The organism is Haloarchaeobius pelagicus, assembly GCF_051207375.1.
GTDB lineage: Archaea > Halobacteriota > Halobacteria > Halobacteriales > Natrialbaceae > Haloarchaeobius.
Genome location: NZ_JBPJZD010000001.1, coordinates 630,844 through 649,328, shown reverse-complemented (window position 1 = coordinate 649,328; position 18,485 = coordinate 630,844). Strand labels below are relative to the sequence as shown.

Genomic DNA, 18,485 nt, shown 5'->3' with positions numbered 1-18,485 from the left:
CGAGAATCAGAGTTCTTCGACCGAGCGCAGGCGCTGTTCGACCTCCGGCGGGGCGGCGCTCGGGCCGTCCCGGACGCGGTGACACGGGATGAGCAAGGGCGCGGGATTGGCGTCGAGGGCGGTCCGCACGAGGATGAGATCGTCCTCGTCCTCGGCGTCGAGCCCGGGCGTCATGCGGGCGAGCTGTTTCACGTCCAGTTGCTCACCGTACGGGACGTTCTCGCGTAAGGTTTCAAGGACCTCGCGCTGGTCGGTCGGGAGCGTGAGTGCGACCGTCACGTCGTCGAAGTTCACCTTCTGGACCCCATCGAAGTAGGTCTGGATACGGTCGAGTAGTGGGTGGTCCTCCCCCGCGCCGTCGTCGGGCTCTTCGGGGAACGAGACCGAGATAACCCGCCCGCTCGCGACGCCGAGTTGCACGTATCGTTCGAGAAAGGGGTAGTGCCTCGCGTAGATGCCCGCGTCGTCCATACGCGAATAGTCGGGCGAGACCGACTTGAAGGTTCCTCGTCAGTCCAGGTACTGGTACCAGACCTCGAAGACGTCCTCGTCCCAGGCGAGCTGGAGGTGAAGTTCCCAGTGTCGGTTGATGTTCCGGGCCTCGGCGACCGAGTCCATGGAGCCGGCGGGGAGCTTGGCGTACTCGTCCGGGTTGATTATCTCGTCGCTGTCGCTCCAGATGGCGGTGTACTCGACACCCTTCGCGAGGGTGCCGTCGTTCAGGTCGGTGAGGAAGTCGCTGCCGGGGACCATGTCGTAGCCGCCGGGGGTGAGGTACGCGAGGTAGGCGGCGTAGGTCCCCTGGTGCGGCGTCCCGAGGGTGATGAGGTCGTCGACGTGGACGTTCCCGCCGAGCTTCTCGACGCAGTACCGGGAGTCGAGACCACCCATCGAGTGGGCGACGATGTCGACCTCGCTCCCCGTCTCGGCGGCGATCTCCTGCACGCGGTCACAGACGACCTGCGCGTAGTCCTCTGGCGAGTGGACGGTCGTCCCGGGGATGGAGCCGAGGTCGAGGACGTGGACGTTCCCGGGGTCGTAGCCGCGCTCGACGAGGCGATGCTCGGCAAGGTCCCACCAGGGCGTGTCGTGGGTGTCGAAGAACCCGTGGACGAACAGGACCGGGTCGTTGTCCGGGCCGGAATCGGCGGTCGCGGCTGCCGGCCCGACCGCGCCGATAAGCAGCACGAGGGCGAGGGTTACGGAAGCGATTCGTCGTGTCGCTGGAGTCGTGGTGGCTGTTGACATGCGACACCTACCAGATACCGATGGAAATAACTTAAACTTTTAAACTGTATTATTGTGCAAAAATGTTTCCAGCAGCACTATGCGATTCTCTGAGGCGTGCGCAAGGCTTATGTACATATTAGCACATCAATGTACGATGATGAACGCTACTGAGGATATTGCGCCAGCGGTCCAGTCGATTCTGGACGCTGCGGCGCGGCGAGAGACGCCTGACGGGCGCGTCTCGGTGGAATCGCGGTCGCTCGTCGATGGGCTCGCGGCCGCCGCGGCCGACGGGCGGACACCCGTCATCGCGGAGGTGAAGCCGACGAGTCCGACGACAGAGGGTTCGCGGACCGACGACCCGGTCGAGCTGGCGAGACAGATGGTCGCGGGCGGCGCGGCCGCCATCTCGGTTCTCACGGAGCCGGAGCACTTCGGCGGGAGCACGGAGAACCTCGAACGCATCCGCGAGGCGGTCGACGTCCCCGTGCTGCGCAAGGACTTCCTGCTGGAGGAGGCCCACCTCGATGCCGTCGAGGCCGACGCGGTGTTGCTCATCGTGCGATTCCTCGACGACCTCGAAGGGATGATCCAGGCGGCCCGCGACCGCGGCTTCGAGCCGCTGGTCGAGGTCCACACGCTGGCCGAGCTGGAGACCGCCCTCGACGCCGGGGCGACGCTGGTGGGCGTGAACAACCGCGACCTCACGAAACTGGTCGTCGACCTCGACACATTCGAGTCCATCGCGCCCCACGTTCCGGACGACGTGACACTGCTCGCCGAATCCGGAATCACGACGCCCGCGGACGCGCGGCGGATGCGCGACGCTGGCGCGGATGGGCTGCTCGTCGGCAGCGCGATAATGGACGGCGACGTGGAGACGAACACACGCAACCTGGTGAACGCATGAGTACTGACGACGACGACGGGACGACGACCGAGGAACCGACACTCGACCGACCGGGAACGTTCGGCCGCTACGGCGGCCAGTACGTCCCGGAAGCCCTGATGCCTGCGATTCAGGAGCTCGAAGACGCCTACCAGCGCTACGTCCTGGAGAACGAGGACGGCTTCATGGACGAGTTCCGCCGCCGACTTCGCGACTTCGGCGGCCGCCCGACCCCGCTTCAGCGGGCCGACTGCCTCAGCGAGGAGTATGGGATAGAGGTGTACCTCAAGCGCGAGGACCTGCTCCACGGGGGCGCACACAAGCTGAACAACGCGCTCGGGCAGGTGCTGCTCGCGAAGTACATGGGCAAGGAACGCATCATCGCCGAGACCGGCGCGGGCCAGCACGGCACCGCGACGGCCATGGCGGCGGCCCACCTCGACTTCCCGTGCGAGATATACATGGGGACCCGCGACATCGCTCGCCAGCGTCCCAACGTGTTCCGCATGCGCCTGAACGGGGCCGAGGTCAACCCTGTGACCGCCGGGCGTGGCACCCTCAAGGAGGCCATCAACGAGACGATGCGCGACTGGGCGACCAACGTCGAGGACACCCACTACGTCATCGGCTCCGTGGTCGGCCCGCACCCGTTCCCGTCGATGGTGCGAGATTTCCAGGCCGTCATCAGCGAGGAGGCCCGCCGCCAGATACAGGAACAGGCGGGTCGTCTGCCGGATTCGGTCGTCGCCTGCGCGGGCGGCGGCTCGAACACGATGGGCACCTTCGCGAACTTCGTCGACGACGAGGACGTGGACCTGTTCGCCGTCGAGGCGGGCGGGTCCTCGCTGGAGGTCGACGACGAGACGGGCGTCGCCCCGAACTCGGCGTCGCTCTCGACCGGCTCTGAAGGGATTCTCCACGGGGCCCGGACGAAGCTCCTGCAGGACAGGGACGGGAACATCGTCGAGAGCCACAGCATCTCCTCTGGCCTGGACTACGCCGGCGTCGGCCCGGAGCTCGCCTACCTCGTCGACGAGGGACGGGTGACTCCGGTGAACGTCGACGACGACGCGGCACTCGCCTCCTTCCACCACCTGAGCCAGCACGAGGGCATCATCCCCGCACTGGAGTCCGCCCACGCGGTCGCGTTCGCGGCCGAGCACTCGGACCAGCTGGGTGAGGTGACCGTCATCAACGTCTCCGGGCGCGGTGACAAGGACCTCGAAGCGGTCATCGAGGAGACCGAGAAGCGGAACATCCCGGGTGCGCCCGATATGGACGTCTTTACCCAGGTCGGGAAGGAGGGAGACCAATGAGCCGCCTCAGCGACGCCTTCGACGAACCCGCCTTCGTGCCGTACCTCTGCGTGGGCGACCCGAGCGTCGAACGCACCCGAGAGTACGTGAAGGCGCTCGAACGCGGCGGGGCCGACGTGATCGAACTCGGCCTGCCGTTCTCGGAACCCATCGCGGAAGGACCGACCATCCAGGCCTCGGTCGTCCGCGCACTCGAAGCCGGGGTCACCCCCGACGTGTACTTCGACTTCGTCGAGTCGCTCGACGTCGAGGTACCACTGGTCTGTATGACCTACTACAACCTCATCTACCAGTACGGTGAGGACGAAGGCCCCACGCCCTTCGTGAAGCGTGCCGCCGAAGTCGGTATCTCGGGCTTCGTCGTGCCGGACCTCCCGGCCGAGGAGTCCGACCCGCTCCGCGAGGCGTGTGACGAGTACGGGCTCGACCTCATCTTCATCATCGCGCCGACGACCCGCGGCGAGCGCCTCGAACGCATGATGGAACAGACCTCCGGCTACGTGTACGTGCAGGCGCGACTCGGCACGACCGGGGCCAGAGACGACGTGAGCGACCAGACGTCCGATTCTCTCAGTCGCATCTGTCAGTACGATATCCCCAAGGCCGTCGGCTTCGGTGTTTCGACCGGAGACCATGCCAAGCGTATCGTGGCCGGCGGAGCCGACGGCGTCATCGTCGGCAGCGCCCTCGTGGACATCGTCGCGGAGTACGGCGACCCCGAGGGCGACGACGTCCCCCAGCGCCTCGAGGAGAAGGCGAGAGAACTCGCAGAGGGCGTCCGGGCCGGTTACGCGCAAGGAGTACCCGAACCAGAAGGGACATAACGGATTGTTTGCTACACAGTGACATACATGAACACAGACACAGGACTCAAGACACGGTTGGAGCGCATCGGGACAGACGGGAAGTACGTCATCGTCCCGATGGACCACGGAATCACACTCGGCGCTGTACAGGGACTGAAGGACATCGAATCGACCATCGACGCGGTCACGCGTGGCGGCGCGGACGCGGTCCTCACGCAGAAGGGCATCGCCCCCCGCGTCCACGAGCACAAGAACGACGCGGGCTACATCGTCCACCTCAACGCCTCGACGGTCATCGGCCCCGACGCCAACGACAAACGCATGACGGGCACCGTGAAAGAGGCCATCCGGGTCGGTGCCGACGCCGTCTCCTTCCACATCAACGTCGGCTCGAACTACGAACCCGGCCAGATAGAGCAGCTCTCGAAGGTCACCGCCGAGGCCGCCGACTACGGCATGCCGGTCCTCGCGATGGCGTACGCCCGCGGCCCTGACGTCGAGAGTGACGACCCCGAGGCGCTCGGCCACGCGGTCCGCCTCGCCGAAGAGGTCGGCGCGGACATCGTCAAGACGGGCTACTCCGGCGACGGCGACTCCTTCAAGCACGTCACCGAATCGACCCGCCTCCCGGTCGTCATCGCCGGCGGCTCGAAGGGCACCGACCGTGAGACCGTCGAGATGGTCCGCGGCGCGATGGACGGCGGCGCGGCCGGCGTCTCGATGGGCCGCTCCATCTTCCAGCACGAATCCCCGGAGAGCATCGCTCGCGCGGTCTCGGCAATCGTCCACGACGACGTGAGCGTCGACGAAGCGCTGAAGCGCGGCGGTTTCGCGATGGAAGTCTAAGTTTCTGTTCTCGTATTCGTTCCTCGGAGCAGTCGCCAGCCAGCCTGTGCCAGTACCATCCCGACCAGTGCCACGGTTCCGACGAACAGGAGGATGACCGCGATGAGGGCCCTCGGGTCGAACTCGGCGTCCGGGTCGATCTGCGTGACGAGCCAGACACCGGTGAAGAACGCTCCGGCCGGGAGCACGCGCGCCAGGTGCCCGAGGGCATCTTCGATGGTCGCGTCGTCGCCGTCGATGGCCCGGTACAGGTCGACGAGTGCGTGGAGTATCACGACCGCCGGGAGCAGGAACACCGGGACCAGGAGGACGGTGAGGAGCCAGTTCCCCTCGAAGGCGGCCCCGATGAGGCTCCCACTGGAGAGCAGGATGCCCGCGAGGCTCGCGATGAGCAAGAGTGCGAGCGCGGTCTCCACCTGCGCGAACGACGGCAACCTGTCGGTGATGGAGGACATATTCGTATCGACCCGCGAATCGGGCATGAACTTTGTGTCGTCCCGACAGGTACTGCCACGCCGGAACCGTTGGGCGGCTCTGCCGCCGGAACGCTTAGGTCGAATCCGGTCACGGATGCAACCGTGAGCGAGACCGGCACCCCAGACCCCGACACGCCCGCGGACCTCTGTGCCTGGGCGAAGACGTACGCCAGCACGGTCGACATCGACGTCGACCTCGACCGGGTGGACTGGGAGGTGTCGAAGCGGGCGAAGCGGCGCGCGGGCGCGTGTCGCTACCATCCCGGCGACGAGACCTGCACCATCGTCCTCACCTGGCAGGCGTACCGCGCCTTCGGCTGGCGGCAGTTCACCGACACCATCCGGCACGAACTCGTCCACGCCTGGGAGTTCCAGCAGTACGGCGAGTCGGGACACGGCGCGCGCTTCCGGCAGAAGGCCGCGGAACTCGACGCCCCGCGACACTGCGAGACGTTCTCGGAGCCGCGGTACGTGTTGCGCTGCGTGACGAGCGATTGCGACTGGCGGGCGGCCCGGCACCGCGCCTCGAAACCGGTGAAACAACCCGCCGACGGCTACCGATGTGGCGTCTGCCAGTCTCCATACGTGGTCGAACACGTCGACTCGGGGGAGACCTGGCGGGACCACCGGGGGTACCAGCAGGCGAGGAAGGAACTGGGCGACGACTGGTGAGACTCAGAAGACCGTCTCGAACTCGTGGAGCGAGTCGAGCTGGTGGGTCGGGTAGTGGTCGCCATCGTGGCTCGCGGCGTCGTAGGGCACCCACACCGAGCCGATGCCCATGGCGTTCGCCCCGGCCACGTCCGACCGGAGGGAATCGCCGACGTGGATGGTCGCTTCCGGCACCGCATCCAGCGCGCCCAGCGCGCGCTCGAACGGCGCGGGGTGGGGCTTCGGCTCGACGCCGTTGCGGGGGTCGACGAACACCGTCGCGTCGAAGTCGCCCGCGATGCCGAGTGACTCTAATTTCGTGGTCTGGCTCTCCTCGCCGCCGTTCGTGACGAGCCCGACGCTCTCGGCGTGGGTCCGGGCGTGTTCCAGGGCGCGTTCTGCGCCCGGGCAGAACTCGACCGCCGAGTGGTCCACGAGGTCGGCGTGGGCGCTGGCGAGCGCGTCGGCGGGCACGTCCTCGACGCCGGCGCGGTCGGCCGCCGCGGCGAAGATCGAGGCGTAGAACTCGTGTTCGGTCTCGGCCGTCTCCACCTCGCCGACGACCGCACCGAGGTCCGCGGGCTCGCAGTACTGGTCGACGCCGACGGCGTCGAATGTCCGGGAGAGGAGCGTGTCGCGGTCCTGTGTGGAGGCACAGAGGGTCAGGTCGAGGTCGAAGAGAACCGTGGCGGGGGCCGTCATCTGGGCGAGAGTAGCGGGTAGAGGGACAAAGAGCTGTCGAGGGGAACGCTGGAGGCAATCTATTTCACGGCTATCGAAAAATAGTGTGACATGTCCACCCCTGAGAACTCCCCATACGACGATGTCATCACCCTCCGCGACATCGCGGCAGTCTTCACAGGCGAGGGGGCGCTCCGGCAGCTCGCCGTGGTCGCCGGATTGCTCACGGTCGGCGGAGTCGCGTTCGGACTGGTCCCGGTACTGTACGGCGAATTCGGCGACCCCCTGTTCCTCTACCCGCCCGAGTTTGGAAGCCAGATGCGACAGAACCTCACCGCATTGATGGTGTTCAACTACGCACCCCTTCTCGCACCGATGCTCGCCTGTGTCGTGGGCGTCGCCCTTGGTGCCCGCACTGCTGCAAACCGTGGAATGGTGGCCGTGTCCGCTGTGACCGGCGCGTTCGTCGGTTGTCTCCTGTTCGTCCTCGCGAGTTCTGCGCTGGCACACAGCCAGTTCGGTATCGTCGAGAGATTCGTCGGGTTTCGGGACGAGGTCCCACCGTACAACACGACTGCCCATCTGGTAACCGGACTACTCACAGGTATCGTGGGCGCAGTCAGTGCCTTCGGTGGAAGCCTCGCTGGCAGTCTCATGAGATGACGGGACCGGTTCACGGGAGTCCGGGCGGACGTGCTTGTCAAAAGATATATCGTTCGAAGGTGAGGGCTGGACCATGAGCAACCCTGAACAGTCCTCCCCCGACGACCGCATCACGCTCGATGCCATCGAGTCCGCGCTGACAGACGAAGTCGTGGTCCGGCAGTTCGCCGGTGTGACGCTCGCACTACTGACGGCAGGTCTCGCGTTCGGGCTGGTACCCGTTCTCTACGGAGGATTCAGCGACCCGAACATCCTGGACCAACCCTCGCGGTTCGCGGCCACGACACAACAACACCAGAACGGTGTGTCGCGCAGCATCTATGACTTCGGCCCCTACCTCGCGCCGCTGCTGGCCGCGGCCGTCGCGTTCATCGCCGGATTCAGGCGCGAGGGACCGTGGCGAAGAGTGCTCCCGTTCGTGGCGGGCGGCGCGTTCGTCGGCTGTCTCCTGTTCGTCCTCGTGAGTACCGGAATCGGTCACACACAGTTAGCCGTCGCGGAAGGGTCGTGGGGCTTCGAGGAGGCGATCCCACCGTACGACACGGCAGGCGTACTCCTGAACGGCGCACTCGTCGGTATCACTGGGGCGGTAGGTGCGCTCGGTGGCGCACTCGTGGGCGGCATCATGGAGTGAGTCGTCCAGTCGACCAGACGTGACGAGAAAGAGATATATTCCTCGCGGGTGAGTCCTGAACCATGTCCAACCCTGAACAGTCCCCCTACGACGATGTCATCACACTCGGTGACATCGCCGCGGTGCTGACCGACCGGACCCTCCTCCGCCAGTTCGGCGTCGTCGCGCTCGCCCTCTTTGCCCTCGGGGTCGCAGTCGGCTTACTACCCGTCGTCGTCGGCCAGTTCGGAGATTCGACCATGCTGGAACTCGCCGCCTCGGGCGACGAGGTGAGCGCGCAGGCGTACCAGAACGAGCTGGGGCGACTGGCGTACATCTTCGTGCCGTACTTCGCGCCCGTCCTGGCGACCATGGTGGCCTTCGTCGCCGGAGTCCACCGTGAGGGGTCGCGCCGCAAGGCAGTGCCGGCCGTGATGGCTGGTGCACTCGTCGGCTGTGTCCTCTTCTTCCTGGCGAGCACGTGGATTCCCCACAGCCAGTTCGCCGTCGTCGAGAACTCGTTTCCCTTCGACGAGACGGTCCCGCCCTACGACACGGTCGGGGTTCTGCTGAACGGCACGCTCAGCGGTCTCGTCGGTGCCATCGGCGCACTCGTCGCATCTCTCGCCGGCAGCGTCCTGAACTGAGCACAATCGCCACTTCCGCCACGTTAAAGCAACGCCCTGTCCCACTTCGTGGTATGACCACAGAACGCGAAGTCTGGCTGAAAGCCGACGGCTCCGTCGGCGACTGGGAGGCTCGAAAACGACGCATCACCGCGGGACTGGAAGCCGGCGTCGACTGGGTGCTCGTCGACGATACGGACGTGGCGAGGGTCCGCGAACTCGGCGCGGTCAACATCGCTGCCTTCCGAACGGCGGGCGACGTCGACGTCATCACCGACGCCGAGAGCGGCGACGAGGAGGGCGACGAGATAGAGAGCGACGGTGGCCTCGCCGAGCCCGACGCCTACGTCGTCGGCAAGGACGGCGAAGGTGACGGCACCATCGACTTCCCGACCGACTTCTCCGGGTCCGCGGACCTCTCGACGATTCGGCGAGGCAACGCCAGCGGCGGCTACGTCCGCATCCTCGGGAAGGAGTACGAGAAGCTGGCCGAGGAGGTCGCGTCGGTCGCCGACTACACCATCGTCGTCGGTGAGGACTGGACCATCATCCCGCTGGAGAACCTCATCGCCCGCATCGGCGGTGACACGACGCTCATCGCGGGTGTCGAGACCGCCGAAGACGCGAGAACCGCGTTCGAGACGCTCGAACACGGCTCCGACGCCGTCCTGCTGGACAGCGACGACCCCGGCGAGATCCGCGACACCGTCGATGCTCGTGACGCGGCCGACCGTGAGAAGCTGGACATGGGCTGGGCCGAGGTCACCGCCATCGAACAGACCGGCAGTGCAGACCGCGTCTGCATCGACACCGGCTCGCTGCTCGACCACGACGAGGGGATGCTCATCGGCTCGATGGCGCGCGGGCTCGTCTTCGTCCACGCCGAGACGGCCGAATCGCCGTACGTCGCCTCCCGGCCGTTCCGGGTCAACGCCGGTGCGGTCCACGCCTACGTCCGCACTCCGGGCGGGGGGACGAAGTATCTCTCCGAGTTGAAGTCCGGCGACGAGGTGCAGGTCGTCGACACCAACGGGAACACCCGTGAGGTCATCGTCGGCCGCGCGAAGATAGAGAAGCGTCCGATGTTCCGCATCGAACTCGCCATCGACGACGACGAGGGCGAGGACCGCGTCGAGACGCTGCTCCAGAACGCAGAGACCATCAAGGTCCACACCCGCGAGGGCCGCAAGGCCGTCACCGAACTCGAACCCGGCGACGAGGTGCTCCTCTACCACGAGGACAAGGCCCGCCACTTCGGCGAGGCCATCGAGGAGTCTATCATCGAGAAGTAAGTTCTCGCGCCGCGTGCCCCGTCTTTCACTCGTGCTGCACGCGCCGAAGGTCGTCTATCTCCTGGGCGCACCACGGACAGAAGTCGATCTCGCCGTCGAGTTCCTTCTTACAGTTCGGACACCGCGGGCCCCCCTCTTCTGCGCGGAGCGAGCTGCTCGCCAGCAGGTAGGCGTCGGTCATCGCGGCGATCTCGACCACGCTCATCGCCACGCTCTCCGAGAGCGACACCTGATTGGAGACGCGCTGGGTGACCGCGATGATCGAGTCGAACGAGGTGATCGCGGCCTCGGGCAGCGCCAGCGCCGTGACGGTGATGAAGAGACCGACGAACAGCAGCGCCCGCGCCCAGCGGCGGAGATAGGCGTGGCCGAGGCCCGGGAAGACGAACGAGAGCACGACAGCCACGACGACGCGCACGCGAACCATGGAGCCGGGTTATCGATACTACGTCAATAGGTTTCGGGTTTCGTCGACAGCGTCGACACCAGCTCCCGCATCGTCTCGAGGGGGAGTTGCCCGGGTGCCGTGGCGTCTGCCGGGTCGACCGGCGCGTAGCCGATTCGGGACCCGTACGTCGGTGCGACGACCCGTGAGTGACTCCCGACCTCGCCCATGGCCATGGTCGCGACGCACTCCCCCTCGGCCGCGAACTCGCGGGTCACCGCGAGCAGTTCCAGCACGTCCAGGGGTACCTCGGCCGCGATGGCGAGCTTGGCCACGTCACCGTAGTCGCCGGCGGCGTCGAGCGTCTCGGCCATCTCCTCGGCGTCGTAGGCCCCCTCGAAGTCGTGTGCCGAGACCACGATCTTGGCCCCGTGTTCGCGGGCCTGCTCGGCTGCGCGGGCAGCAACAGCATCTGCATCGTCGGTGAAGGCAGCGAGTTCAATGTCGACCGCCTCGACCGCCTCGTGTTCGGCGGCGGTCGCGAGTGCCGCCAGCCGGGCCGGGTCGTCGGCCGCCTCGCCGCCCTCCCAGTCGACGCGGTTCGTCGCCAGAATCGGAAGCTCGCCGTCGTACTCGTCGAGCGCTGCGAGCGGGTCGGCTGCGAGGTCCATCCGGAACTCGACGGCGTCGGCGTGGTCCCGAGCCGCCGGCTCCTCGCGCAGGTCGCTGGTGCTCGCACACAGCACGAAGGAGTCGAAGTCCATGGGGGAGCGTTGCGTGGCGACCGGCAAAAGCCTGCGCGAACCGTCATCCCTTGTCGCGGCACCGAAACGGTGAATCCGCCGTCACCCATCGGAACAGTCGTGTGTCAGTTCCGTCCCGAGACGGCCGCCGACCGGGCCGCAGTCGAAGCGGTCCACCGCGCCGCGTTCCCGACCGACGACGAGGCCGAACTCGTCGCGACCCTGCGTGAGAGCGAGGCGTTCGTGCCCGACCTGTCCATCGTCGCCGAGGACGGCGAGCGGGTCGTCGGCCACGTGCTGTTCACCGAGGTCTCGGTGCCGGGAACCGACGCGGCGCTCACGCTCGCACCCGTCGCGGTTCATCCCGACCGACAGGGCGAGGGCATCGGCAGCGCCCTCGTTCGGCACGGGCTGGCTGCCTGTGCCGCGGTAGGATACGACCTCGTGGTCCTCCACGGCGACCCGGCGTTCTACGCACGGTTCGGCTTCGAACCGGCGACGCCGTACGGCCTCGACCACCCGTTCGAGCTACCGGACGAGGACTTCCAGGTGCGGTGGCTGGGGGACGGGAGAGACGAGAGAATCGGTGGCCGCGTCGCCTACGACGCGGCGTTTCTCGACCTGTAGCTCAGACGAGACCGAGGTTGTCCTCGGCCTCGAGCAGCTCGTGGTAGCGGTTCCGGATGGTGACCTCGGAGATGTCGGCCACGTCACTGACGGCGGCCTGCGTGGTCTTCTCGTTCGTGAGGAGGGAGGCGGCGTACACCGCGGCGGCCGCGAGGCCGACCGGGGACTTCCCGGAGTGGACGCCCTTCTCCTTCGCGTTCTTCAGGAGCGAGCGCGCGCGGTGTTCGGCCTCGTCGGAGAGCTCCAGCCCGGACGCGAAGCGCGGGACGTAGCTCTCGGGGTCGGCGGGCGCGACTTCGAGCCCGAGTTCGCGGACGACGTAGCGGTAGGTGCGTGCGACCTCGTTCTTCTCGACGCGGGAGACCTCGGCGATCTCGTCGAGGCTGCGGGGGACGCCGGCCTGGCGCGCGGCGGCGTAGACGGCAGACGTTGCGACGCCTTCGATGGACCGGCCGGGGAGCAGGTCCTCGTTGAGCGCGCGCCGGTAGATGACCGAGGCGGTCTCGCGGACGTTCTTCGGGAGCCCCAGACCGCTGGCCATGCGGTCGATCTCGCCGAGCGCCTGTTTGAGGTTGCGCTCTTTCGAGTCGCGGGTGCGGAAGCGCTCGTTCCACTTGCGCAGGCGCTGCATCTTCTCACGCTGGCGCGAGCCGAGGGAGTTCCCGTAGGCGTCCTTGTTCCGCCAGTCGATGTTGGTCGAGAGGCCCTTGTCGTGCATGGTGTTGGTCGTCGGGGCACCGACGCGGGACTTCTCGTTCTTCTCCTGGGCGTCGAACGCGCGCCACTCCGGGCCGCGGTCGACCTGGTCCTCTTCGACGACGAGACCACAATCGCCACAGACCGTCTCGGAGCCCTCACTGACGACGTTGCCGCTACATTCGGGGCACTGGAGACTGCTGTCGGTCGTTTCCTCTTCTGTACTGCTTACTCGTGTTCGGGTTCGTGCGTTTGGCATGGGTGCGAAGGCGGGGGCTACCGGGCAGGAGCTGTCCTGGAGAAACCCGGAAGCGCTGGTGCTGTAGATGTGCGATGTGGAGGCAGGTATTAAATGTTGTGGAATTTTTCCCTATATGCCACGAATTCCTATGTGATACGGCCAAACTCGCGATAAAATAGGAAACTTAATGTAGGGTTGTCCGAGCGGCGATGACAACGCACATTTGCCTGCCGCCCATGTCATCGTGCAATGCGAGTCGCCATCGGGAGCCAGAACCCCGTGAAGGTGGCAGCGACCGAGCGCGCCCTCGAAACACTCCCCGGCGTGGCCATCGAGCCCGTCGCCGTGGACTCGGGCGTGCCCGAACAGCCCCGCGGCCTCGACGAGACCATCATGGGCGCAGCGAACCGTGCCCGGCGCGCCTACGAGACGGGCGCGTTCGACCTCGCCGTCGGCATCGAAGGCGGCGTGGCCGACCTCACGCCCGAGCCCCGCTCGGACGATGCCGGCGCCCCCGCGGACCTCCACCTCATCATGTGGGCGGCCGTGTTCGACGGGAACCGTGTCGAGCGCGCCGCCGGCCCGAGCATCCGCCTCCCCGACGGCGTCGCGACGCGCGTCCGCGACGGCGAAGAGCTCGGCCCGGTGATGAACGACGAGTTCGACCGCGACGACGTCGCCCGGAGCGAGGGTGCAGTCGGCGTGTTCACCGGCGGTGCCATCGACCGACAGGACGCCCTGGAGAACGCGGTCGCTGGCGCACTGGGGCCGTTCGTGACGGCACACTACCGGTCCTGAAACCGGTCTCCTTACTCCTGTCCGACCGGCTCCGCCGCCTCCCGGGCGTCGGTGCTCTCCTCGACCGCCTCGGTGAGCGAGACGTTCAGCGACACCATCGAGGTGAGCCCGCCGACGATGGTGACGACGTTCTTGACCGCGTGGTCGACGACCGCCGCAGCGATGGCGAGTTCGACCGAGATTCCGGGAGCCAGCCCGACCGCGAGCGCAGTGAAGGCCCCCTCGTACAGACCGATGCCACCCGGTGAGAGCGGCAGGACCTTCGCGAGGTTCCCCACGCTCACCGCGAAGAAGCCGACCGTGACGAACAGTGCCAGCGGGAGGTCGATACCGACCGCACCCATCACGACCATCGCGGTCACCACGTCCAGCGTCCAGATGAGCAGGCTCGTCGAGCCGACCACCGCGAACGCCTTGCTGTCCTTCGTGACGGACTGGACGTCCGTGACGAATCCCCTGATGACGTTCACGACCATGATGGCGTAGGAGTCGTCGCTGAAGCGCGCGACGAACGGGCTCACGAGGTCACGGTCGGACCGGGCCGAGGCGAAGATGGCGGTGACCGCGGCGACCGCCGCGAGACCGACGCCTGCTGCCACGTACGAGGCGTACTCCGCCGCCGAGCGATACTGGGCGTACTCCTGTGGAATCGCCTTGCCCGCGAGGGCGTTGGCGATGTCGTCCGCGCTCCCCGTCGCGACGAGCGAGAGCATCACCGCGCCGGCGAGCCCGGCGATGGTCAGCAGGTCGAACACCCGCTCGATGGCGAGTGACGCGAAGCCCGACGGATACGGGACGTCCCGTCGCATCTTCATCACGTACGCACGGACGCCGTCACCGAGTCGCGCCGGGAACACGAGGTTCCCCGTCTGGCTGATGAATATCGCGCCGGTCAGGAATCTCGTGTCGCTGTCGTACCCGATGGTTTCGAGGATGTCGCGGTAGCGAAGCCCCCGGATGGGCCACGAGAGCAGGTAGACGAGCGCCGAGGCGAGCACGAGCGTCGGCTCGGCCGCACTCATGTGCTCGAGCACCGTCTCCCACTCCAGATAGTAGAACGCCATCAGCAGGATGGCGACCGTCGAGAGGAGCGTCCCGGCGACGAGGCTGACGCGCCGGTTCACACGCGGCTGGACCGACAGCTCCCACCACGTCCGGAGGATCTGACTCCCCATGCCGAACACGTCGCGAACGAGGTCGACCTTGGTGTCGCCCTTTGGCTCCCAGTCGACGGCGAACTCCTTGACCCGGAAGCCGCGACGCTGGGCCTTCACGAGCATCTCGGTGTCCCAGAACCAGTGGTTGTCCTCGACCTCGTGCTGGAGCGCGAGGAACGCCTCGCGGTCGAACGCCTTGAACCCGCACTGGTGGTCGCGCAGGTCCGAGCGCAGGAACAGCCGGGTGAGGAAGTTGAACCCACGGCTCGGGATGCCGCGTTTGGCAGGTCGGTCCGCCTCGCGGCCCGCCATCCAGCGCGAGCCCGTCGCGAGGTCGTACCCCTCGCTCCGGATGCTCTCGACGAGCTCTTCGAGGTGCTTCATGTCCGTTGCGAGGTCCGTATCGAAGTAGACGAGGGTGTCCCCGTGACTCGCTTCGAACGCCCGTTCGAGCGCGCCACCGCGGCCGAGGCGTTCGTCGGAGTGGAAGTGGCGCACGCGGTCGTCCGCGGCCGCCATCTCGTCCGCGATGTCCGGCGTCCGGTCGTCGCAGCCGTCCTCGGCGACGATGACCTCGAAGGCGTCGGCCGGGAGGAAAGATTCGAGTGTGGCGAGCGTCGTCTCCACCGTGGAGCGGATGGTCTTCTCCTCGTTGTAGGCGGGGAGGACGACGCTCACGTCGACCGTACTCATTGGGAGGAAATGAGCCATCGGCACCTAAGTAGCTTCTGAACGTCCCGATTAACCACCCGTACCAAGAAGCGTTGCAAAACGTTGTGCGGGGGTGTTTGGCCCCCAGTAAATCGCAAGACTGCGGCGGATTAACTCCCTGTACCAAACCCCCTATTAGAACACGTCCCTTCCCTGTAGATATGAGCACGAGTTCCGCCGCCACCCTCGACCTGTCCGACAAGCAGCGCCGCATCCTCACGTACCTCCGCGAGAAGGCCGAGACGAAGACGTACTTCAAGTCCCGGCTCATCGGCGACGACCTCGGCATGACCGCGAAAGAGGTCGGCACCAACATGACCGCCATCCAGCGCGGCGACTTCGACGTCGACGTCGAGAAGTGGGGGTACTCCTCCTCGACGACCTGGAAGGTGTCCGTCTGAGCAGGCTGCCAGCCCCGTCGCCCCCGTACCCGTCATCCCCCCGCTGTCGCTTGCGCCCCGCTGCACCCACGCTGTCATTTCTCCCCCGGATTCCGTCGGCTCAGCGCCGACATGCCGTTTCACACAGTACTATCAGCCGGAAGCTTCGCTGGCAGATGTTGCCATGGAAGGGCTAGTTTAATAATGAACAATGATTAAGGTTCCCCTGGGGGAAGGATGACCACAAACCACCCACTAACCATCGACGTCTATCTGCGTGCCTACGCACCAGTTGCGGCACCGCAGGAGACGGTGCTCGACAGCATCCGCGAACTGCGCGATATGGATATCGTGGACTCGTACGACGTCCACACCTGGCCGAAGGCGGTTCGCGCGGACCGCTCGACCGACACCTCCCGGCGTTACGAGACGTTCCGGGACTGGGCCAGCGCGGCCGACGTCCGTATCGACCAGTCGTTCGTCAGCAGGCGCGACGACAACCTGCTCACCGGCGAGACGACGGAGAAACTCGTCACCCCGTTCGTCTGCCTCGCGGTCCGACAGGGAGACGAGCTGGCGGCGGTACTCCCCTGTACGGTCGCCGAGGGCCAACACGTGAGCGTGCAGGCGTATCTCGACGCGCTCCGTGACGGCGTCGACCCGCTCGACACGCTCGGACTCGGCGAACCGGTCGACACTCCGACGGAGGAACCGCCGGAGCCCGAGACGGAGCTCACGCTCCCGAGCATCTGAGGTCTTTCTTCCCGTTTTCGATCAGCGGTCGAACGTGACCAGCTGGTCCGCCTGACCGGCGAGCCTGGCCGCGTTGGCGTCGAACGAATCCGCGTAGCGAACCACGAGCAACAGCACGGTCTCGGGGCGTTCGACCTGGTAGCCGTCCTCGCGAGAGAGCAGGCCAGCGCCCTCCAGTTCCTTCGCGTACTTGCTCACCGTCGGGCGCGAGACGCCCAGCGCGTCCGCGAGCGCGGACCCGGTCGCGGTCGGGTCGCGCAGGAGTTCGACGAGCATCCCGCGTGGGGTGTCCCGCCGGAGGTAGCCCAGCGCGGTCTTCTGGAACTCGGAGAACTGCCCGGCAGGATACAGTCGCTTGTAGTCGCCGTCACGGTGGACCTCGACCACGTCGCCGTCGACGAGCCGGCGCAGGTGGTGCTGGGTCTCGCCCGTGCCGAGCTTGAGGTCGTCACGGAGCTTCGAGAAGTGGGCACCGGGCGTCGCCGCGAGGTAGCCGGCGATGGCGTCGCGGACGTCGCTCTCGCCGGTGGAGTCGTCGTCAGTAAAGCGGGCGAACGGGCTGGCCGCACCGACCGCGGCGAAGCGCCGCAGGGTGGCGCGTTTCTGCTCGTCGACCTCGCCGCGTTCACCCATTGTTCGTTTCTTTCTATGCTTCCCCAGCCGTAAAACGCCTTCGCTACTTCTCGGTCTCCGTCTCTTTCTCGGGGTCTTCCATCTTCTTCTCGGCGCTGGTGAACGAGTCGGACATGTCGTCGCTCACGTCGTAGTCGCCGCCAGCGATCTCGTTGTCCGCCTCCTCGATGACCTCGTCGGGGTCTTTGATATCGGTCGGGTCGTCGCCCATCTTGACCGCCTCGGCCTGCTTCTCCATCTTCTCGGTGTCGAGCTGGGCCTCCTCGTCGATGGCACCGAGTATCTCCTCGATGTCGTCGAGCCCGAGCATCTCCCGGGTCTCGGTGTCGAAGTCGCGGCTGTCGAGGGCGGTCTCGGTCTGCTTGATGTCGCTGCCGGTCAGGTGCTTCCCGTACCGGCCGAGCATCGAGGAGAGCTCCTGGGGCAGGACGAACGTCGTGGAGTCGGAGGTCCCGATCTCCGCGAGCGTCTCCATCCCCTTGTCGATGACGGCGCGCTCGCCCATCGATTCGGCGGACTTCGCGCGCAGGACCGTCGAGATAGCGTCACCCTGTGCTTCGAGGATCTGGCTCTGCTTCTCACCCTGTGCGCGGATGATGTTCGACTGCTTCTCACCCTGTGCCTGCTCGACGGCACTGCGGCGTTCACCCTGTGCCTCGAGAATCATGGCACGGCGACGGCGCTCGGCGGAGGTCTGTTGCTCCATCGCCTGCTGGACGTCCTTGGAGGGGTTGACCTCGCGGACCTCGACGGACTCGACGCGGACACCCCACTCGTCGGTGGGTTCGTCGAGTTCCTCGCGGATGCGCGCGTTGATCTCCTGGCGCTTGTTGAGCGTGTCGTCGAGCTCCATGTCACCGATGACGGCACGGAGCGTCGTCTGGGAGAGGTTACGGACGGCGTTCTCGTAGTCGTCGACCTCGAGGAACGCCTTCTTCGCGTCCATCACGCGGATGTAGACGATGGCGTCGGCGACGACCGGCGAGTTGTCGCGGGTGATGGCTTCCTGGGGCGGCACGTCGAGCGTCTGGGTACGCATGTCGAAGCTCTGCGTACTCGAGACGAACGGAGGGACCAGGTGGAACCCGGGTTCGAGGAGTCCACGGTACTGACCGAGGACGGTGAGCGTGCGCTTTTCCGTCGGCTGCACGATCTTCACCGCCGAGGCCAGCGCCACGATTATCAGTATCCCGATAATCGCGGCGACGAACCCGAAGGTCGCAGCCCCTTGCAGTGGAATAAGCTCCATAATATAAAGGCAGGAAGCAGGTC

At 66.4% G+C, this 18,485-nt stretch carries 23 protein-coding genes; 13 read left to right on the top strand and 10 right to left on the bottom strand.

Annotated features, from left to right (window positions below; all coding sequences use genetic code 11):
* Positions 1-6: 6 nt before the first annotated feature.
* Positions 7-471, bottom strand: coding sequence for an MGMT family protein (locus ACSC1S_RS03340; RefSeq protein ID WP_435317446.1), 465 nt, complete (start codon positions 469-471; stop codon positions 7-9).
* Positions 472-510: 39 nt separating this feature from the next.
* Complete coding sequence (locus tag ACSC1S_RS03335) at positions 511-1,248, bottom strand: esterase/lipase family protein (protein WP_435317445.1); 738 nt, start codon at positions 1,246-1,248, stop codon at positions 511-513.
* Positions 1,249-1,387: 139 nt separating this feature from the next.
* On the opposite strand from ACSC1S_RS03335, the gene trpC reads away from it, so the two are divergent.
* From trpC to ACSC1S_RS03315, 4 genes are read left to right on the top strand one after another with little or no spacing between them, the layout of a single operon-like run.
* Complete coding sequence (trpC, locus tag ACSC1S_RS03330; protein WP_435364580.1) at positions 1,388-2,140, top strand: indole-3-glycerol phosphate synthase; 753 nt, start codon at positions 1,388-1,390, stop codon at positions 2,138-2,140.
* Positions 2,137-3,435 (top strand): tryptophan synthase subunit beta, encoded by a 1,299-nt coding sequence (gene trpB, locus ACSC1S_RS03325; protein ID WP_435363153.1) that lies wholly within the window; start codon positions 2,137-2,139, stop codon positions 3,433-3,435. The genes trpC and trpB overlap by 4 nt, the downstream gene beginning before the upstream one ends.
* On the top strand, positions 3,432-4,259 hold the full coding sequence (trpA, locus tag ACSC1S_RS03320) for a tryptophan synthase subunit alpha (protein WP_435363152.1): 828 nt from the start codon (positions 3,432-3,434) through the stop codon (positions 4,257-4,259). The genes trpB and trpA overlap by 4 nt, the downstream gene beginning before the upstream one ends.
* A gap of 27 nt (positions 4,260-4,286) precedes the next feature.
* Positions 4,287-5,087 carry a 2-amino-3,7-dideoxy-D-threo-hept-6-ulosonate synthase gene (locus ACSC1S_RS03315; RefSeq protein WP_435363151.1) on the top strand — a complete coding sequence of 267 codons (801 nt, stop codon included), beginning with the start codon at positions 4,287-4,289 and terminating at the stop codon, positions 5,085-5,087.
* Here ACSC1S_RS03315 and ACSC1S_RS03310 read toward each other — a convergent pair.
* On the bottom strand, positions 5,084-5,542 hold the full coding sequence (locus ACSC1S_RS03310; protein WP_435363150.1) for a hypothetical protein: 459 nt from the start codon (positions 5,540-5,542) through the stop codon (positions 5,084-5,086). The two genes, ACSC1S_RS03315 and ACSC1S_RS03310, sit on opposite strands and share 4 nt — an antisense overlap.
* A 123-nt stretch (positions 5,543-5,665) precedes the next feature.
* Here ACSC1S_RS03310 and ACSC1S_RS03305 point away from each other — a divergent pair, with 123 nt between their 5' ends.
* Positions 5,666-6,235, top strand: a complete 570-nt coding sequence (locus ACSC1S_RS03305; RefSeq protein ID WP_435363149.1) for a SprT family zinc-dependent metalloprotease — start codon at positions 5,666-5,668, stop codon at positions 6,233-6,235.
* A 3-nt stretch (positions 6,236-6,238) separates the two neighbouring features.
* Here the strand turns inward: ACSC1S_RS03305 and ACSC1S_RS03300 are convergent, their stop codons facing one another.
* Positions 6,239-6,916: an HAD family hydrolase gene (locus ACSC1S_RS03300; protein WP_435363148.1), complete on the bottom strand. Its 678-nt coding sequence runs from the start codon at positions 6,914-6,916 to the stop codon at positions 6,239-6,241.
* 90 nt (positions 6,917-7,006) lie between these two features.
* On the opposite strand from ACSC1S_RS03300, the gene ACSC1S_RS03295 reads away from it, so the two are divergent.
* The 4 genes from ACSC1S_RS03295 to ACSC1S_RS03280 all read left to right on the top strand — a co-directional run bounded on the left by ACSC1S_RS03295 (position 7,007) and on the right by ACSC1S_RS03280 (position 10,089).
* A complete protein-coding gene (locus ACSC1S_RS03295) occupies positions 7,007-7,558 on the top strand; it encodes a hypothetical protein (protein ID WP_435363147.1) in 552 nt (183 codons plus the stop codon).
* Positions 7,559-7,631: 73 nt separating this feature from the next.
* The gene (locus tag ACSC1S_RS03290; protein ID WP_435363146.1) at positions 7,632-8,192 is read left to right on the top strand and encodes a hypothetical protein; all 561 of its coding nucleotides are present in this window, start codon (positions 7,632-7,634) and stop codon (positions 8,190-8,192) included.
* Positions 8,193-8,254: 62 nt separating this feature from the next.
* Entirely contained in the window at positions 8,255-8,818 is a 564-nt protein-coding gene (locus ACSC1S_RS03285; protein ID WP_435363145.1) for a hypothetical protein, read from the top strand.
* Positions 8,819-8,871: 53 nt separating this feature from the next.
* Entirely contained in the window at positions 8,872-10,089 is a 1,218-nt protein-coding gene (locus ACSC1S_RS03280) for a 3-dehydroquinate synthase II (RefSeq protein WP_435363144.1), read from the top strand.
* A gap of 25 nt (positions 10,090-10,114) precedes the next feature.
* Here the strand turns inward: ACSC1S_RS03280 and ACSC1S_RS03275 are convergent, their stop codons facing one another.
* Positions 10,115-10,516 (bottom strand): DUF6677 family protein, encoded by a 402-nt coding sequence (locus ACSC1S_RS03275; RefSeq protein WP_435363143.1) that lies wholly within the window; start codon positions 10,514-10,516, stop codon positions 10,115-10,117.
* A 23-nt stretch (positions 10,517-10,539) separates the two neighbouring features.
* Complete coding sequence (locus ACSC1S_RS03270; protein ID WP_435363142.1) at positions 10,540-11,238, bottom strand: type I 3-dehydroquinate dehydratase; 699 nt, start codon at positions 11,236-11,238, stop codon at positions 10,540-10,542.
* 99 nt (positions 11,239-11,337) lie between these two features.
* Between ACSC1S_RS03270 and ACSC1S_RS03265 the strand changes: the two genes are divergently transcribed.
* Positions 11,338-11,844: a GNAT family N-acetyltransferase gene (locus ACSC1S_RS03265; RefSeq protein ID WP_435363141.1), complete on the top strand. Its 507-nt coding sequence runs from the start codon at positions 11,338-11,340 to the stop codon at positions 11,842-11,844.
* 1 nt (position 11,845) lies between these two features.
* Here the strand turns inward: ACSC1S_RS03265 and ACSC1S_RS03260 are convergent, their stop codons facing one another.
* Positions 11,846-12,799 (bottom strand): transcription initiation factor IIB, encoded by a 954-nt coding sequence (locus tag ACSC1S_RS03260; protein WP_261650386.1) that lies wholly within the window; start codon positions 12,797-12,799, stop codon positions 11,846-11,848.
* A 231-nt stretch (positions 12,800-13,030) separates the two neighbouring features.
* Between ACSC1S_RS03260 and yjjX the strand changes: the two genes are divergently transcribed.
* Positions 13,031-13,579, top strand: a complete 549-nt coding sequence (gene yjjX, locus ACSC1S_RS03255) for an inosine/xanthosine triphosphatase (protein ID WP_435363140.1) — start codon at positions 13,031-13,033, stop codon at positions 13,577-13,579.
* 11 nt (positions 13,580-13,590) lie between these two features.
* Here yjjX and ACSC1S_RS03250 read toward each other — a convergent pair whose 3' ends face one another.
* Complete coding sequence (locus ACSC1S_RS03250) at positions 13,591-15,429, bottom strand: flippase-like domain-containing protein (protein ID WP_435363139.1); 1,839 nt, start codon at positions 15,427-15,429, stop codon at positions 13,591-13,593.
* A 179-nt stretch (positions 15,430-15,608) separates the two neighbouring features.
* Here ACSC1S_RS03250 and ACSC1S_RS03245 point away from each other — a divergent pair, with 179 nt between their 5' ends.
* The gene (locus ACSC1S_RS03245; protein ID WP_261650383.1) at positions 15,609-15,848 is read left to right on the top strand and encodes a DUF7123 family protein; all 240 of its coding nucleotides are present in this window, start codon (positions 15,609-15,611) and stop codon (positions 15,846-15,848) included.
* Between the two features lie 216 nt (positions 15,849-16,064).
* On the top strand, positions 16,065-16,580 hold the full coding sequence (locus ACSC1S_RS03240) for an HTH domain-containing protein (protein WP_435363138.1): 516 nt from the start codon (positions 16,065-16,067) through the stop codon (positions 16,578-16,580).
* A 21-nt stretch (positions 16,581-16,601) separates the two neighbouring features.
* On the opposite strand, the gene ACSC1S_RS03235 is transcribed toward ACSC1S_RS03240, so the two are convergent.
* Together ACSC1S_RS03235 and ACSC1S_RS03230 are read right to left on the bottom strand one after the other, a co-directional pair.
* On the bottom strand, positions 16,602-17,213 hold the full coding sequence (locus tag ACSC1S_RS03235) for a winged helix-turn-helix transcriptional regulator (protein ID WP_435363137.1): 612 nt from the start codon (positions 17,211-17,213) through the stop codon (positions 16,602-16,604).
* Positions 17,214-17,256: 43 nt separating this feature from the next.
* A complete protein-coding gene (locus ACSC1S_RS03230) occupies positions 17,257-18,462 on the bottom strand; it encodes an SPFH domain-containing protein (RefSeq protein ID WP_435317426.1) in 1,206 nt (401 codons plus the stop codon).
* Between the last annotated feature and the right edge of the window lie 23 nt (positions 18,463-18,485).